At 69.1% G+C, this 15,440-nt stretch carries 13 protein-coding genes; 1 reads left to right on the forward strand and 12 read right to left on the reverse strand.

The window, feature by feature from the left end; genetic code table 11:
* Positions 1-2: 2 nt before the first annotated feature.
* The 12 genes from G6G98_RS04755 to G6G98_RS04810 all read right to left on the reverse strand — a co-directional run bounded on the left by G6G98_RS04755 (position 3) and on the right by G6G98_RS04810 (position 14,287).
* A complete protein-coding gene (locus tag G6G98_RS04755) occupies positions 3-1,946 on the reverse strand; it encodes a DUF2339 domain-containing protein (protein ID WP_164233503.1) in 1,944 nt (647 codons plus the stop codon).
* Positions 1,943-2,680, reverse strand: coding sequence for an ABC transporter ATP-binding protein (locus tag G6G98_RS04760; RefSeq protein ID WP_164233501.1), 738 nt, complete (start codon positions 2,678-2,680; stop codon positions 1,943-1,945). The genes G6G98_RS04755 and G6G98_RS04760 overlap by 4 nt, the downstream gene beginning before the upstream one ends.
* Complete coding sequence (locus G6G98_RS04765) at positions 2,677-3,612, reverse strand: ABC transporter permease (RefSeq protein WP_243842005.1); 936 nt, start codon at positions 3,610-3,612, stop codon at positions 2,677-2,679. Before G6G98_RS04765 ends, G6G98_RS04760 begins: the two co-directional genes overlap by 4 nt.
* A 76-nt stretch (positions 3,613-3,688) precedes the next feature.
* Entirely contained in the window at positions 3,689-5,689 is a 2,001-nt protein-coding gene (locus G6G98_RS04770) for a cell wall-binding repeat-containing protein (protein WP_208321423.1), read from the reverse strand.
* Positions 5,690-5,859: 170 nt separating this feature from the next.
* A complete protein-coding gene (locus tag G6G98_RS04775; protein WP_164233497.1) occupies positions 5,860-6,936 on the reverse strand; it encodes a glycosyltransferase in 1,077 nt (358 codons plus the stop codon).
* A gap of 65 nt (positions 6,937-7,001) precedes the next feature.
* Positions 7,002-8,453, reverse strand: coding sequence for an LCP family protein (locus G6G98_RS04780; RefSeq protein WP_208321424.1), 1,452 nt, complete (start codon positions 8,451-8,453; stop codon positions 7,002-7,004).
* Complete coding sequence (gene purE, locus G6G98_RS04785) at positions 8,450-8,917, reverse strand: 5-(carboxyamino)imidazole ribonucleotide mutase (protein WP_164233925.1); 468 nt, start codon at positions 8,915-8,917, stop codon at positions 8,450-8,452. Before purE ends, G6G98_RS04780 begins: the two co-directional genes overlap by 4 nt.
* A 125-nt stretch (positions 8,918-9,042) precedes the next feature.
* Complete coding sequence (locus G6G98_RS04790; RefSeq protein WP_164233495.1) at positions 9,043-10,167, reverse strand: 5-(carboxyamino)imidazole ribonucleotide synthase; 1,125 nt, start codon at positions 10,165-10,167, stop codon at positions 9,043-9,045.
* Positions 10,168-10,269: 102 nt separating this feature from the next.
* Entirely contained in the window at positions 10,270-10,788 is a 519-nt protein-coding gene (locus G6G98_RS04795) for a PH domain-containing protein (protein WP_164233924.1), read from the reverse strand.
* A gap of 87 nt (positions 10,789-10,875) precedes the next feature.
* Positions 10,876-11,643, reverse strand: coding sequence for a biotin--[acetyl-CoA-carboxylase] ligase (locus tag G6G98_RS04800; RefSeq protein ID WP_164233493.1), 768 nt, complete (start codon positions 11,641-11,643; stop codon positions 10,876-10,878).
* A gap of 2 nt (positions 11,644-11,645) precedes the next feature.
* On the reverse strand, positions 11,646-12,929 hold the full coding sequence (locus tag G6G98_RS04805; protein ID WP_164233491.1) for a CDP-glycerol glycerophosphotransferase family protein: 1,284 nt from the start codon (positions 12,927-12,929) through the stop codon (positions 11,646-11,648).
* 71 nt (positions 12,930-13,000) lie between these two features.
* On the reverse strand, positions 13,001-14,287 hold the full coding sequence (locus G6G98_RS04810) for a CDP-glycerol glycerophosphotransferase family protein (protein WP_164233489.1): 1,287 nt from the start codon (positions 14,285-14,287) through the stop codon (positions 13,001-13,003).
* A 78-nt stretch (positions 14,288-14,365) separates the two neighbouring features.
* Here G6G98_RS04810 and G6G98_RS04815 point away from each other — a divergent pair, with 78 nt between their 5' ends.
* Positions 14,366-15,436: a glycosyltransferase family 2 protein gene (locus G6G98_RS04815; RefSeq protein ID WP_164233487.1), complete on the forward strand. Its 1,071-nt coding sequence runs from the start codon at positions 14,366-14,368 to the stop codon at positions 15,434-15,436.
* Positions 15,437-15,440 lie beyond the last annotated feature (4 nt).

Raw genomic sequence — 15,440 nt, forward strand, 5'->3', positions numbered from 1 at the left:
CCTCACCGCGCGCACGCTGTGATTCGCCAAAGCGAGACGTCACCGACCGCCGTGATCTCTTCGAACCCCGCCTGCCCCTCGAAGTCTGTCATCCCAGGCAACTCGAAGCGCCCGGGGCTCTTCTCACCGACGCCGAAGTCCAGCACGTACGCCGGATCGCCGTAGACGTGGAGCGCCTCGCATACCGCCGGGTCCTCACTCGCATCACGCAGCGTCGCGCCGATCAGCGCCCATGCCTCCGTCTGAGGCGACGACCAGGTGCGTGGATACACGTCGACCCCGCTGAACATGTATCCGAAGCCGGTGCCGGTCGACGGGTTCCCGAGCACGCGGGCTCCCGGCTCGACGTAGTCGGGCAGTCGCTCGAGCAGGGTGCGCTCGTCAGGCGAGAGGTAGCTGTCGTCCACGGCGAGATATCTCGACTCGCTGTCGAAGGTGCCCTCGAGGAAGGCGGGCATGGCCACCGGGCGGACGAGCACCAGGACCGACATGATCACGGCCGCGCCCGCGATCCGCACGATCGGCGATGCAGTCCCCTGGGGAAACGCTCCAGCGCGCCGCCGGCGAAGGACCTCCGCGACACGTGTCATCACGTCATCGAGGCCCAGAGCTGCGAGCGGGATGACGACGATGGGGGCGAGTGCAGCGATCCGATACGGATCGGCATACCAGGCGCCTAGAAGATTCTCGCGTACGATCGGGGCGCCGACTGCCGCCACGATCAGGTAGAGCGTCGAGATGCCGAGCCAGGCGAAGACGAACCAGCGCAGCCCCTGCCCTCTCCACGCCACGACGAGACCCCACAGCATCAGGAGACTGATGACGAACGCGAAGGGCACACCGAGCTGGCCGTTGAAGAGGACGTCGAGGAAGACCTCCAGCTTTCCGCGGAACGGTGGCCAGTGCGAGCCGCTCGTCGATCGTGCGAGCACGATCCACGCGGCGCCCAGTGCCAGCCAGAGCCCCGCGATCAAGACCCAGCGTCGGCGTATGGACGACTCGGGATGGCCTACGAGAAGTCGAGCAGTGAACCAGACGAGCACCAGAGCAGCCCATGGCAGAAGCGCGGACGGCTGCGACAGCGCCAGCGCCCCAGCGGTCATCAGGACCAAGAGGACGGCCCGTGCGATCCGGTTAGGACGCGACCCCGCCCCCGTCCAGTGCGCGAATGACATCACGACGGCGACCCCCGCGGGGATCAGCGCGACCGAGAGCGCGTTCGGGAAGAGCACCCCCCACTGGAACATGAGAAGCGGGAAGTTCTGCAGGGCGCTCGAGAGGATCGCCGCCGATGCTGCGGCGGTGCGCGAGGCGGTGACGAGAAGGCTCAGCCAGGTGATGCCGAGCGGCCAGATGATCGCACCGATGACCAGCGTCAGCATGTTGGCGGCGATGGGAATGCTCGTGCCAGTGGCCATCACGATGATCGAGACGAGTCCGTGCCACGCCGCCGGATAGAACGACCGTCCGCCGATGACCTCGTTGATGTGCAACGAGGATGCGTCCGATGTCTCCAGGACGAACCGGATCGCGTTCATATGGAACACGGCGTCGTTGGTCTGCGAGATGCCTGCGGGATCCGAGATGTACGAGATCAGCCGCCAGAGCCCGAAGAGGATCCCGATGACGACCGCTGTCGGGAGCATCCAGGACGCCGCACGATCCCCGTGCGACCTCAGCCTTCCGCCGAGCAGTCTGCCCGCACCCCAGGCGACGCCGACCATCGCGAGCGAGAGGATTCCCCAGCTCACCGGGGACCAGGGAACGCCGACCGCGCCGAAGAGCACCGCGACGAGCGCAGTCGAGACGACGGTGAAGAGCGGTGCTGCGGCGATCATGGCGAGCCCGCGCATCCCCACGGCCGAGAGGGCCGCCGCGCCCGGAACGAAGACGACGAGGATCGCGACCAGGAAGACCGGCGTCTGCGCGACCCAGTCGAGGATCACGCGTCCACCAAGGCGATGGCGCCCTCGATCTCACCGTCGTAGACGACGTCGCCCTTGCTGATGACCACGCCGCGGGTGCAGAGTTCGCGGACCATCTCCATGTCGTGGCTGACGACGACCAGGGTCTTGCCCGCTGCGATGAGCTCCTCGAACTTGAGGCGGCACTTCTCGCGGAACGGCGCATCGCCCACCGACAGGATCTCGTCGACGAGGAGCACGTCGAGTTCGACATGGATCGCAACCGAGAACGCCAGTCGCATGAACATGCCGGAGGAGTAGTGCTTGACCTCCTGGTCGATGAACTTCTCGATTCCGCTGAAGGCGACGATCTCGTCGTATCGCGCCTCGATCTCCGGCCGCTTCATCCCGAGGATCGCAGCGTTCAGAAAGACGTTCTCGCGACCCGAGAGCTCCGGGTGGAAGCCTGCACCGACCTCGATCAGTCCGGCGACTCGCCCGCGGGTGAGGACCTCGCCTTCGTCCGGCTCCATGACACCCGAGACCAGCTTGAGGAGCGTCGACTTGCCTGATCCGTTCATACCGAGGATCGCCACGGACTCGCCCTCGCCGATCACGAGGTCGACGCCCTTCAGCGCTTCGAACGTGCTCGTGAGACGACGGCCCCGGATCCACGAGACCATCGTGTCCTTGAGCGAGAACGCATGATTCAGCGTGAACTTCTTGTGCACGCCGTCGATGATGATGCTGGGCTTGATGGCTTTCTCCGAGGTCATAGGTCCTGCGCGAACTTTCCCTCGAGACCGCGGAAGACGGCCTGTCCGATGAGCAGCGTGGCGATCGAGATCAGGAGCGTCCACAGTGTGCTCCAGCCGAGCGTCGGCGGCAGGTCGATGATCGGCAGGCCTGCGTAGTCGGACGCCGAGACGAGGGACTGCGTCGCAGGCCGCCAGAAGGCGTAATGGAACAGCTCGACGCCCTGCGTGATCGGGTTGAGCATGTAGAGATCGACTATCCACGAGGGCCAGTTCAGACGATCGACGATCGACGTGCGCACCATGGTCCAGGCGTAGAGCACCGGTGACGCCCAGGTCGCGAGCAGCAGCAGCAGCTCGACGATGTTCTCGGCATCACGGAATCGCACGTTCACGGCTCCGAAGAAGAGGCCTAGGCCGAGGGCGAAAAGCATCACGATCAGCATCCCGGCGAGGATCGCGAGCACCGAGAGGATCGAGAAGTGCAGAGCCCACCCCATCAACAGGCACACGACCAGCAGAAGCGCCACCTGGGGAAGGAAGTGGACGAAGGCGACCAGCACCGCCGACACCGCGAAGAGCTGTCGTGGCAGGAACACTTTCCGCACGAGCGCGGCGTTTCCGACGATGGACGTCGTCGCGTTCTTGAACGCCTCGGAGAAGAGGTTGATGACCACGATCCCCGAGAAGAGGTACACCGCGTAGTTCGGGATGCCGTGATCGAGGTTCATGAAGATGCCCAGGACCACCCAGAACACCAGGAACTGCGCCGCAGGGCGCACATAGGACCACGTCCACCCCAGAACCGAGTTGCGGTATCGGGTGGTCACACCGGTTCTCACCAGCAATCGGAGCAGGTATCGCCAGCGCACCACGTCCATGAGTCCATGACTGCGACCGGGTACGTCGAAATCGGAGCGCGGCACGCGCGCGAAGAGGTCAGCAGCTGTCACGGAGAATTCCTACCAAGGGATCGGGCCTGATCAATCCTATCCACTGCCTGCCGTACGGTGGCTGAGCCCGATTGCGTCAGCCGCAACGCCGGAGCTGCTCCACTCCGTCCGAGCTCAGCACTCCGGCGCCTCCGACGATGACCACGGAACTCGTACCGCGCTGCCGGATGAAGTCCGCCGCAGCCGGGACGACGCAACTCTGCTCGGTGAGGAGCAGGGGCACTCCCCAGCGTCCTGCCAGGACGGATGCGGACAGCGCATCCGGGAAGCCTCCGCCGGCGGCCAGCAGAGCCTTCAGCGCGGTGCTGGGGAAGTATGCGGCGTTCACTGCGGCGTTCGTGCTGTACCGATCGCTACCGGAAAGCCGCTTCACGACGAATCCCATAGACGTGAGCTGCGCCACGATGCCCTCGCTCATGACGCCGGTACCGCCGACGACCGTGATGGTCTTGGCGCTGATCTTGCGGATCGTCGCCAGCGTCGCGGCGTCCACGGCGCTCGCTGTCCCGTTCACGAGCAGCAGCGGCGTGCGGCTCGCGCTTCCCGCCGCCCCCGCGCTCAGCGCATCCGGATAGTCCTCACCCGTCGCGAGGATCAGTCTCTCCGATGCGCCGCTCTGCTCGACGATCGCACGAGACGTCGCGTAGCGATCGGGCCCGGAGACGCGCACGACCTGCGCGGCCGGCACGCGAGTCTTTACCTGTTTCAACACCTCGTCGCTGATGACCCCTGTGCCGCCCACCAGCACGACTCGCGTAGGAGCGAGCCGCGTGAGCTCGTCGCCGACCGCGTCTGGCAGCGCGGTCGGCGGGGTCAGGAGCAGGGATGCGTCAGCCCGGCCCGCCGCGGCTGTGGCGCTGAGCGGATCCGCGAATCCGAGACTTCCCGCGATGTATACGGTGCGCGTTCCGGAGGGCCAGGCAGCGCGCGATGCCTCGACAGCGGTCAGCTCGCGGCTCTCGCCCGCGATCCGATCGACCGTGATCGCCTTCGGCACGTACTTCGCCGACACCGCCGTGACGTCCGCGTATCCCAGGCGCTTGGCGGTCGCCTTCGCCTCGAGCGTGTGACCGGCGTCAGCGGCCGTGACCGAGTACCCGCGCTGCGTGGCGCCGGCGATCGCCTGCCCGTCGCGATACCACTGGTATGTGGTGGTGGTGGCGGCGGGAGTGAACACTCCGGTTGCGGTGATTACCTGTCCGGGTGTGACGTAGCCGTTGACCACGACGCGAGCATCCGAGAACGTCGACGTGAGCGTCGGCCCGAACCAGTCCGTGAAGTAGTTGTAGAAGTTCCGGTTGCCGTAGGCGGAGCAGCTGTCGCCTTCGCCGTAGCCCGCGCGCAGCGCCGCGGCGTTCGGCTGATAGGGCGTGTAGTAGTAGAGCGCCGCCGTGGCCTTGTTCGCGACGTACACCGGCGAACTTCCGCAGACATCCTTCCAGACGCCGGGTGAGACCTCGACCGGCGGGTGCCAGAGGATGTTCCAGGTCTTCCCCGGCGCATACCAGGTGAACCACTTGCCCTCCATGTAGATCTGCATCTGGCGGGCGGCGCCGTATATCTGGTGGAAGAACCCGACGTAGTTCGGATCGCAGGCGACGCCACCGTCAGGGCAGCCCTGGCCGAGCGCCTTGCTGTAACGCCAGGCACTGGGCCAGGTGTGCGTCACCAGGCCCTGCTCCTTCTGCAGCATCACGATCAGCACCTGAGGATTGATGTTGCACGACTGCGCGACGCGATAGATGATCCGCGCTGCGGATTCGTTCGTCGCCCCGGTGTAGCCGCTGCAGTACGCGTCCGCGGGGCGGTTCACGGAGGTCGCCTTGTAGTCCTTGAGACAGACGATCGGGCCGTACTTGTCCGAACCGCCGAGGCACTTCGGAACCTTGCTGTTGAAGAACGTCTGGATCTGCGCCTCGGTCATCGTGCTCTTGTTCGTGAACACGGCATCGCTGATGATGTTTCCCGCACTGAACCCGACAAGCGTCGCCTTGATGTCTCGACCCGCCAGGCCCGAAGCTACGGAGGCGGATGCACCGGAGACGGGTACGAGAATCCCCACGACGAGCGCCGCCACGGCGGCGAATGTGGCGAATAGCCGGGACGCCCTCACGGCGTTTCGAGAGCTTCGGGCGCATCGAGACATGTGACCAGTGTGACTGAAGTTGCAGAATGATGCCACTGGTACCGGAGAAGACGCGCACGAAGGCGGCGTGTCGCCGAAACCCCCAGCGTGCGCTCAGCAGGTCACAGGTCGGCGTGCAGACCCCACACCCGCTCCGCGGATCCCATCCACGAGAACGCCCGGGAGCGGTCCTCGCCGAGCACTCGCAGGCGCACGCCTCCCGCGCCGACCGCATCGGCGACGGCATCCGGCAGATCGGCGACCGGCACGATCGCGCCGCCGTCGGCGATGACATCCCGATGGACGCCGCTCTCGGCCGCCACCACGGGGACCCCCAGCGTCATCGCCTCGACGACCCGCCACGGCCAGGCGCTCCGCGTGCTCGTGGCGACGTACGCTGACGCTCCGCCCAGCGCGGCAGCTCTGTCCTCGACGGAGAGGACACCGCGGACATGCACGCGGTGCTCCGGAAGGCCCGCCGCGACGGCGACCTCCGACAGGCGCGGCTCCGCCCCCTCGGGCGCATCCAGAACGACGGCATCCAGTCCGGCGGCGATGGCACCGCGGAATCCGGTCTCGAGCGAATCGGCATCACCGCACAGGGCGACATAGCGAGAAGGGAGCGAGAGTTCCGAGCGGCGCGCGTCAGCGTCATCGGGCACAGCGAACCCCTCCGGCGCCGCGCCGGCGATCACCCGGATCCGCTCCCCCAGCTTCGGCTTCAGCTCGGCCAGCCGCTCTGCCATGGCATGCGACGGGACGACCACGGCATCCGCGTACTTCACGGCCCGCTTGAGCATCGCGCGCTGCCAGACGACCGCCGATTTGGAGAGCGTCTCCGGCGCCTCCCAGGCCTGAAGATCCCACAGGGTCACCGTGGTCTGGTCGTTGTCGTGCACCCTGTCGTGCCGCACGAGCGGCGCCATCAGGGTCGCCGAGTGGATCAGCCCGCCGCCGACCCCCGGCGTCAGGCCGAGCTGCCAGGATGCGGCCAGCTCGCGGCGCGCGAGCGGCAGTGTGCGCACCCCCGCGAGGCCCCGGATGGAGACCGAGGCGCCCGCCGGCGCGATCGCCTCAACGTCACAGCCGGCCGGCGAGGTCGCCACGAGTCCCGCGGCCAGGTCGAGCGATGCCGACGCCTGGTCGGCATCCACGACGTGCACCAGCTGATCAAGGACAACACGCAGCCGAGCACTCATGCGTCCAGCGTAATCGCGCACCCGGGCCGAGCCTGGAAGCGCGCCCGGGAGCGCCACGCCTGCGCTCAGGGCGCGGGGTCGGGGGTCTCCGTCGGCGGATGCAGCGTCTGCTGGATCATCTCGTGGATGTGCGCGTAATCCGGCTCGTGCTCGTCCACCCCGAACTCGGGCGTGAGCTCGATCGTGGTCACGGGCAGCTTCTTCGCCTTCGTCACCAGCTCGAAGAACTCCGGGAGCTTGTCCTGTGGCAGGTCGGTGCTGATCAGCGCCGTGCCGGCAGCGGCGACCTCGTTGAACCGGGTGAGCACGGTCTGCGGCGTGAACTGCGCGAGGATCGCCTCCTGCAGCTCGCGCTGGCGCTTCATGCGGTCCCAGTCGCTCGTCGTGTAGCGGGAGCGGGCGTACCACTGCGCGGTCTCGCCGTCCATCTTCTGCTGCCCGACCTCGATCCAGCCGGTCGCCCACTCCTCCACGGGCTGCCCCTCGTAGGCGGGTCCCCCGCCCTCCGGCAGCCGCTCCGTCACGTTGATGTCCACGCCCCCGAGTGCGTCCACGAGGGCCGCGAAGCCGTGCATGTCGACGAACACGTAGTACGGGATCTCGATGCCGAGCACTCCCTCCGCCGCATCCTTCGTCGCCTCGATGCCGGGCTCGGATCCGTGCGCGGCGGCATCCGGATACAGGCCGGCCCCCGCGTCCTCGCGACAGGTCTCCGCGGCGTTGCGGACGTGGTTCATCCAGCCGTTCCATCCGCAGCTCGAAGAGCTGTGCCCCTCGAATCCGTCAGGATAGAGGGCCTGCATCGGGCTCCCCTCGCTGAACGGCGCGTTCGGAAGCTCGCGCGGGATGCCGGTGATCGTGACGGCACCGGTGGCGGCGTTGACCGAGACCACTGAGATGCTGTCGAACCGCATGGAGTCGCGCCCCTCACCGCTGTCGGCGCCGAGGAGCAGGATGTTGTAGTAGCCGTCGCTGGGCGGCAGGCTCGGCCCGCTCTGCCCGAAGATCGTGCTGATCGTGTTGCGGGCCGAGCCGACCACGGTCGCCGCATAGGCGGTCCCGCTGCCGATCAGCCCGAGCAGCAGCAGCGCCACGAGCGGGATCGCGAGCTTCGAGAGGCCGTCGACCTTCACCAGGCGGACGAGCCGCAGCGCATCGAGCGTCAGCACGACCCAGAGCAGGAGGTAGCCGATCAGCAGCGCCTGCACGAGCGTGAGGACGACCGCCGAGAACCACCCTGCGCCGACAGTGAGCCAGAGCAGCGTGGGACGCGCGAAGAGCGCGAGACCGCCCGAGAGGAGCACGAGGAACCACGCCAGCAGCGTCGCCCCGAGACCGAACCGGCCCAGACGGCGACTGCCTGCCAGCACCTGCGCCGACCCGGGTACGAGAACGTTGAGCGCCACCAGCCACCAGCCGCGCTTCGCCATGAGAGCGGCGTCCGTGACATCGGGGTTGCGGAGCGGCCGCGTCTCGATCAGGGGTCGCGCCGCGACACGCGGCGGCGCAAGGGTCACAGCGATCCCTTCAGCCGATCGTTCTTCTCGGCGACCTGGGCCTCCAGGTCGCGGGCGTAGGCCTCGACGCGGTCGGCCAGCGCATCGTCCCCTGTCCCGAGGATGCGCGCGGCGAGGATGCCCGCGTTGCGGGCGCCGCCGATGGAGACGGTGGCGACGGGGATGCCGGCCGGCATCTGAACGATCGAGAGCAGCGAGTCCATGCCGTCGAGGAAGGCCAGCGGCACGGGCACTCCGACCACCGGCAGCGGCGTCATGGACGCGAGCATGCCCGGCAGGTGGGCCGCTCCCCCGGCCCCGGCGATGATGACCCGGATGCCGCGGCCGCGCGCCTCGCGGGCGTACTGCATGAGCTTGTCCGGAGTGCGATGGGCGGAGACGACCTCCACCTCATGGGGGATGCCGAAGTCCGTCAGCGCCTGGGAGGCGTCGCTCATCACGCGCCAGTCGGAATCGGATCCCATCACGACGCCGACCAGGGGTGCGGCGGAGGAGTGCAGCGGCTCAGTCACCTGAACAGGGTACGGGCCGGCGCTGGGAGAAACCCCCAGCGGCACGCCTCCCTGGCGGAGTGTGACGCTCCCCCGGCTCAGGCGAAGTGCGCCGCCGCCGCGCGGGCCTCGTACACGGCGTCGTCGAGGTCGTCCCCTGAGACGTTGACGTGCCCGACCTTGCGGCCGGGGCGCGGCGCCTTGCCGTAAGTGTGGATCTTCGCGGACGGGTGCTCCATCATCGCCGCGGCGAAGCGCTCATCGAGCGTGCCCTCCGCGGGACCGCCGAGGATGTTCACCATGACCGACCACGGCGCACGGGGCGAGGCATCGCCCAGCGGAAGGTCGGCGACCGCCCGCAGGTGCTGCTCGAACTGGCCGGTGATCGCGCCGTCCTGACTCCAGTGGCCGCTGTTGTGGGGCCGCATCGCGAGCTCGTTGACGAGGATGCGCTCGTCGTCGGTCTCGAACAGCTCGACCGCGAGCATGCCGGTGACGCCGAGCCCCTCGGCGATCGCGCGGCCGATGCCCTCGGCGACGCGCACGAGACGCTCGGATGCCGCCGGCGCGGGTGCGAGCACCTCGGCGCAGACGCCGTCGCGCTGCACGGTCTCCACGACCGGATACGCGACGATCTGTCCGCCGGGGCGGCGGGCGACCTGTTGGGCGAGCTCACGGACGAAGCCGACGAGCTCCTCGACGAGGAGGGCCTGATCGTCGGCGAGCGCGTCCAGCCAGTCCTGAGCCTCGCCCGCGCCGCGGACGACGCGCACGCCCTTGCCGTCGTAGCCGCCCCGCGGGGTCTTCACCACGCCCCTGCCGTCGTGCGCGTCGAGGAAGGCCTGCAGCTCGCCGGCGTCGCGGACGGCGGCCCAGTCGGGCTGCGGGATGCCGAGCTCGCCGAGCCGCGCGCGCATGACCAGCTTGTCCTGCGCGTACTGCAGAGCGTCGGGCCCCGGGTGCACGGCGACGCCGTCGGCCACGAGAGCGCGGAGCACGTCCTGCGGCACGTGCTCGTGATCGAAGGTGACGACGTCGACGTCCTTGACGAAGTCCCGGACGGCGTCCAGATCGCGGTAGTCGCCGACGGCCGTGGCCGCCAGCTGGGCCGACATGCCCTCACCCTCCGCGAGGACCCGCAGGTCGAGTCCGAGTTCGACCGCCGGAGCGATCATCATCCGTGCCAGCTGGCCTCCGCCGATCACGCCCACACGCAGCGTCATATGCCGCCTCCATTCGTCCTGACCATTCTCCCGCATGGTTGCGGAAGCAGATCACACGGTCACGCACGGCCGCGGACGTCTCGACGCGGTCGGCGCGGGCGCTCAGAGCCCTGTCGCGGCGTCCTGCCCCGTCTGCGCATCGCGATGGGCGAGGATCTGGCTGACCTCGATCTGATCGGCGAGAGTCTCGTGCACGAGAGTGACGTTCGGCACGTTGGAGAGGCGGAGCGGGGCGTCGACGCCGTTCGAGAGGGTGATCGTGCCGACTCCCCAGATCCGCTGCAGGATGCCGCGGCGGACGCCGATGGTGTAACCGCGAGCGTGCGACATCTCCCGCCGGCTCCTCGCGCCGATCCCCTCGCTCACGATCACGCGCCGGGTCGTGACCGTCACCGTGCGCGAGTACCAGATCACGAAGGGCACGATCACGGCGACCACGACGAGCACACCCGCTGCGGTCAGCAGCATCCAGTCCTCGAAGGGCGCCGGGAGATTCCCGAGGAAGTAGGCCGTGGCGCCGCACGCGACGATGAGCAGCAGGGCCGACCACGCCAACCGGCGGGCGTGGCCCCGGAACCGTGCGATGAGCAGCTCCTCCGCAGGCACGCCGGGTGGCGGCATCGTCGGCCGTCCGCCGAGCGTCACGGGCTGGGTCACCCCTCCATTGTGCCTGCAGGGCCGGACATCGGCGCTCGCATGACGGGCGTGTCAGTCTTCGGCAGGGCGGACATGCACGACGTCGCCTGCGGAGACCGTGTGCTCGGCCCCGTCGGCGACCACCAGCAGCCTCCCGTCGGCGTCGAGTGAGGTCGCGACCCCTTCGAGGATCCGGTCACCCGGCAGAGAGATGCGGACGTCGAGGCCGAGCGTCCCGCAGCGGGCCGTCACGGCCCCGTGCAGCCCGCTGCGCACAGCGTCGCCGGTCGTGGCGAGCTCCGCGACGAGGTCGTCGAGCGCACGCAGGTAGTCGGCGAGCATCCGGTCGACATCCGCCTGGACGCCGAGCGCGGCGAACGAGGTGGCGGTGGGGACGGGGAGCTCGGTTGCCGTCATCGCCGTGTTCACGCCGGTGCCGACGATCACGGCGTCCGCCGTGGCCTCGGCGAGGATGCCGCAGATCTTGCGGCCGTCGACGAGCACGTCGTTCGGCCATTTCACCGAGACGTCATGCCCGGGGAGCTGCGCGGCGACGGCATCGGCCATGGCCGCTCCCGCCGCGAGCGGGATCCAGCCGCGGACGTCGATCTCCGGCAGGCGACGCAGCAGCGTCGAGATCGCCACGGACGACCCGGCCGGCGCGGTCCAGACGCGATCCAGGCGCCCGCGACCCGCCGTCTGGTGCTCCGTGAGGAGCACCGAGAGGTGAGGCCACGCGGCGGCGTCGGCGGCGAGCGCACGGAGGTCGGCGTTGGTCGATCCGGTCTCGGGAAGCACCTCGAGGCGCGCGGCGATCCGGCGGGATGCGGACAGCTCCATGCTCAGTCGTCCTCGCCGACGCCTTCTTCGTCGTCATCGTCCTCGTCCACCCGGACGGCACCGATCTCGTGGGCATGCCAGGCATCCCATTCGCCCATGAGCCGCTCGATCGCGGCGTGGAACTTCGCGGTGGCGACGCCCGGCGTCGTGTCGCCGAAGTAGTGCTGCACCCACATCCTCAGGCGGGCGATCGCGGCCTCATCGGCGCGGACGCGCTCGACCTCGGCGACGATGTCGCGGGCGCCGTCCACGGTGAGCCACTCGCAGTCGGAGAGGTACCCGTTGGTGTCGACGGAGGCACGCTCGTCAGCAGGGCGGGTGATCATCAGCGGCTTGCCCACCGCCAGCCTGTCGTAGACCATCGCGGAGATGTCGACGACGGCGACGTCCGCCGCCGCCAGTTGCCAGCCGAGGTCCGCACCGTCGTCGTACACGTGCTGGGCCGTGCGGTCCGTCGCGTTGGCCGCTTCGATCGCCGCGATGATCCGCTTGTGCGCGGCCCCGTACTCGGCGTTCACGACACCGCTGCGGGGGTGCGGGCGATAGATGACGCGGTGGCGGCCGGTGGCGAGGAGCGCGGTGACCAGCGCCTCTCCGTGAGTGGCGATCGAGCCGTAGTGGGCGCTGGGCCGGTCTCCCTCCCAGGTCGGCGCGTAGAGCACGACCACCCTGTCATCGGGCGTGTAGGGAAGCGCGCCGGAGTAGTGGTCGGCCTGCGGTCGGCCGATCTCGATCGTGCGCTTGTCGATGTCGTAGTCCCAGAGTGTCCGGGAGAGCCGGTCCCGCGCCGCCTGACCCGCGACCAGGGCGTAGTCGTACGCCTTGTACTGGTTCGTGGTCATGTACATCTTGTCGGACTCGCCGTGGTTGATGAACACGTGCCAGCGCCGTCCGTACCGGAACATCTGGAAGTTCCGGGTGTTCTGATTCACGTACAGGACGACGCGGATGTCTTGTTTCGCGATGAACTTCTCGAGGTTGCGGACGGTGGGCACGAACGCCACGGGCGGGGCATCCTCGTCGAGGAGCTTCTCCGCTCCCGTCGCCTGACGGGACAGCACCACGACCGGCCACCGCTCGGCCAGTTCGGCGAGAGGACGGTACCACTGCCGCATCTGGTACATGTTCACTGCGCCGTCGGCGAAGTAGACCGCGATCCGATAGTGGTCATGCGGGTGCGGCCCGAGAGCGGACAGCCGGCGGCGCACGCGCTGCACGGCGGAACGGGACGCGAGAGCGTGCCTCAGCAGACGGTAGGCCTTCTTCGCGTCAGAAACTGCACCCATCCCTCCAGAGTACTGAGTCCAGGAATGTCGCGAAGATGCGTGACGACCCGGAGCCCCGCCCTGCGCGCCGCTCAGATCTCGGGCCGTCCGTCGTCGTCCTCCTCCGGTGCGGCGGCGGCCCGCGGAACTCGCGGCGACGCCGCGCCCTCACGCGCCCTCCAGCGCTCCCAGTCGGCGAGCAGCCGCTCGATCGCCGCGTGCAGCTTCGCCGTGGCCGCACCCGGCGAGGTGTCTCCGAAGTGGTGACGCACCCAGTGGCCGAGCCGGGCGACGGCCTCATCGTCGTGGAGGACCCGATCGGCCTCGGCTGCCACGGCGCCGGCATCCTCCGCCCTCAGCCATTCGCAGGCCGAGAGGTAGCCCTCGTCATCGATCACCGCCTCGGGATCGGCCGGACGCGTCACCAGCAGCGGGCGTCCCACCGCGAGCCGGTCGTAGATCATCGCCGACACGTCGACGATCGCGACATCCGCCGCGGCGATCTGCCAGCCGATCTCCGGACCGTCATCGTGGACGTGATGGGCTGTCGGGTCCGCGGCGTTCGCGGCGGCGAGCGCCGCGATGATGCGGCGGCTCGCCGCCCCGTATGCGTCGTCGTTCACGCCGCTGCGCGGATGCGGGCGGTAGACGACCCGGTGCCGGCCGGTGGCCAGCAGCGCCGTGACGAGCGTCTCGCCGTGGGTGATCACCGAGCCATAGCTCATCGAGGCGCGGTCTCCCTCCCAGGTCGGCGCGTACAGCACCACCGTGCGGTCGTCCGCCGGATACGGAGGGTCCGCGAGGTAGTGGTCGGCCTGAGGCCGGCCGATCTCGATCGTCCGTCGGTCGACGTCGTAGTCCCAGAGCGCGCGGGAGAGCCGGTCCCGCGCCGCCTGACCCGCGACCAGCGCGTAGTCGTACGCCTTGAACTGGTTGCTCACCATGTAGACCTTGTCGGACTCGCCGTGGTTGATGAAGACATGCCAGCGCCGTCCGTACCGGAACATCTGGAAGTTCCGGGTGTTCTGATTCACGTACAGGACGATCCGGATGTCCTGCGTGTCGAGGTAGTCCTCGATGTCGCGGATCTTCGGCACGTAGACGACCGGCAGCGCCCCGTCGTCGAGGAGCGCCTCCGCACCGACCGCAGAGCGGGCGAGCACGACCACCGGCCAGCGCTCGGCGAGTGCCGCCAGCGGGCGGTACCACTGCCTGATCTGGTACATGTTCACGGCGGAGTCGGCGAAGTACACGGCGATCCGGAAGCGCCCTCGCTCCATGGGCCCGATCCGGCGCCGCACCCGCTGCGCGGCGGCGCGCGACCCCGCGGCACGGCTGATCAGACGATAGGCCTTCTTCGCGTCGGTGAGGAGATCCATCTGCCCGACGGTAATCAGCGAACCTCCGAGGAGCCCGTGATCAGCGAACCTCCGAGCAGCCCGTGACATGATCGACAGGTGCGAGACCCCGAATCGACCGAGCCCCTCCCCGGGGTCTCCTTCGTCATGCCCGTGCTCAACGAGCGGGCGTACCTCGAGCACGCGGTCTCGTCCGTTCTCGCTCAGGACCTCGACGTGCCCGCCGAGCTCGTGCTCGCGCTCGGCCCGTCCACCGACGGCACGACGGACCTCGCCCAGCGCCTCGCGGCAGCGGACGACCGCATCCGCCTCGTCGACAACCCCGCCGCCCACATCCCGGTGGGCCTGAACGCCGCCATCCGCGCGAGCCGGTACGCCACCGTGATCCGGGTCGACGCCCACTCCGAGCTCGCCCCGGGCTACGCCGCCCTGGCGCTCGAGACCCTCGACCGCACCGGAGCGGCGAACGTCGGCGGCGTGATGCACGCGGAAGGACGCACGCCCTTCCAGAAGGCGGTCGCACGGCTCTACAACTCCCCGGTCGGCCTCGGTGGAGGCGCCTATCACGGCGGCGCGCATGAGGGCGAGGCGGAGTCCGCGTACCTCGGCGTGATGCGCCGCGTCGTGCTCGACGAGGTCGGACTGTTCGACGAGTCGATCCGCCGGGGCGAGGACTGGGAGCTCAACCTGCGCATCCGTCAGGCCGGGCATCGTGTCTGGTTCGACCCTCGGCTGTCCGTGACTTACTGGCCGCGGGAGAGCTGGCTGCGACTGGCCCGGCAGTTCCGCGCGACCGGAGCCTGGCGCGGGGAGCTCGTCCGCCGCTTCGGTCGCCGCAACGGCCTGCGGTACTTCGCCCCGCCGGCGCTCGTGCTGCTCGTCGGCCTCGCCGTCGTGATCGGCGCTCTCCAGCTCACCGGCGTCCTGACAGGGATCCCGTCGATGATCGCGTCGGCGGTTTACCTGCCGCTCGCCGCCTACGTCCTGCTGGTGATCGCGGTCGCGGTCGCCCCGGGAGGCGGCGGCATCCGCCAGCGTCTGTGGACCCTCCTCGTGCTGCCCACCATGCACGTGTCCTGGGGGCTCGGCTTCCTCGGCGGCGTGCTCAAGGGCGCCGGCGACACCGTGGACGCCTCACGTCTGGGCACGCGGAACACGCCGCTGCCGTAGCGCC

Source organism: Microbacterium hydrocarbonoxydans (assembly GCF_011752045.1).
Taxonomy (GTDB): domain Bacteria; phylum Actinomycetota; class Actinomycetes; order Actinomycetales; family Microbacteriaceae; genus Microbacterium.

What these genes read in the sequence shown, in the direction of transcription:
- G6G98_RS04760 (WP_164233501.1), bottom strand. Translation starts at nt 2,680, where the DNA reads ATGACCTCGGAGAAAGCCATCAAGCCCAGCATCATCATCGACGGCGTG.
- G6G98_RS04775 (WP_164233497.1), bottom strand. Translation starts at nt 6,936, where the DNA reads ATGAGTGCTCGGCTGCGTGTTGTCCTTGATCAGCTGGTGCACGTCGTG.
- purE (WP_164233925.1), bottom strand. Translation starts at nt 8,917, where the DNA reads ATGGGATCCGATTCCGACTGGCGCGTGATGAGCGACGCCTCCCAGGCG.
- G6G98_RS04790 (WP_164233495.1), bottom strand. Translation starts at nt 10,167, where the DNA reads ATGACGCTGCGTGTGGGCGTGATCGGCGGAGGCCAGCTGGCACGGATG.
- G6G98_RS04795 (WP_164233924.1), bottom strand. Translation starts at nt 10,788, where the DNA reads ATGCCGCCACCCGGCGTGCCTGCGGAGGAGCTGCTCATCGCACGGTTC.
- G6G98_RS04800 (WP_164233493.1), bottom strand. Translation starts at nt 11,643, where the DNA reads ATGGAGCTGTCCGCATCCCGCCGGATCGCCGCGCGCCTCGAGGTGCTT.
- G6G98_RS04805 (WP_164233491.1), bottom strand. Translation starts at nt 12,929, where the DNA reads ATGGGTGCAGTTTCTGACGCGAAGAAGGCCTACCGTCTGCTGAGGCAC.
- G6G98_RS04810 (WP_164233489.1), bottom strand. Translation starts at nt 14,287, where the DNA reads ATGGATCTCCTCACCGACGCGAAGAAGGCCTATCGTCTGATCAGCCGT.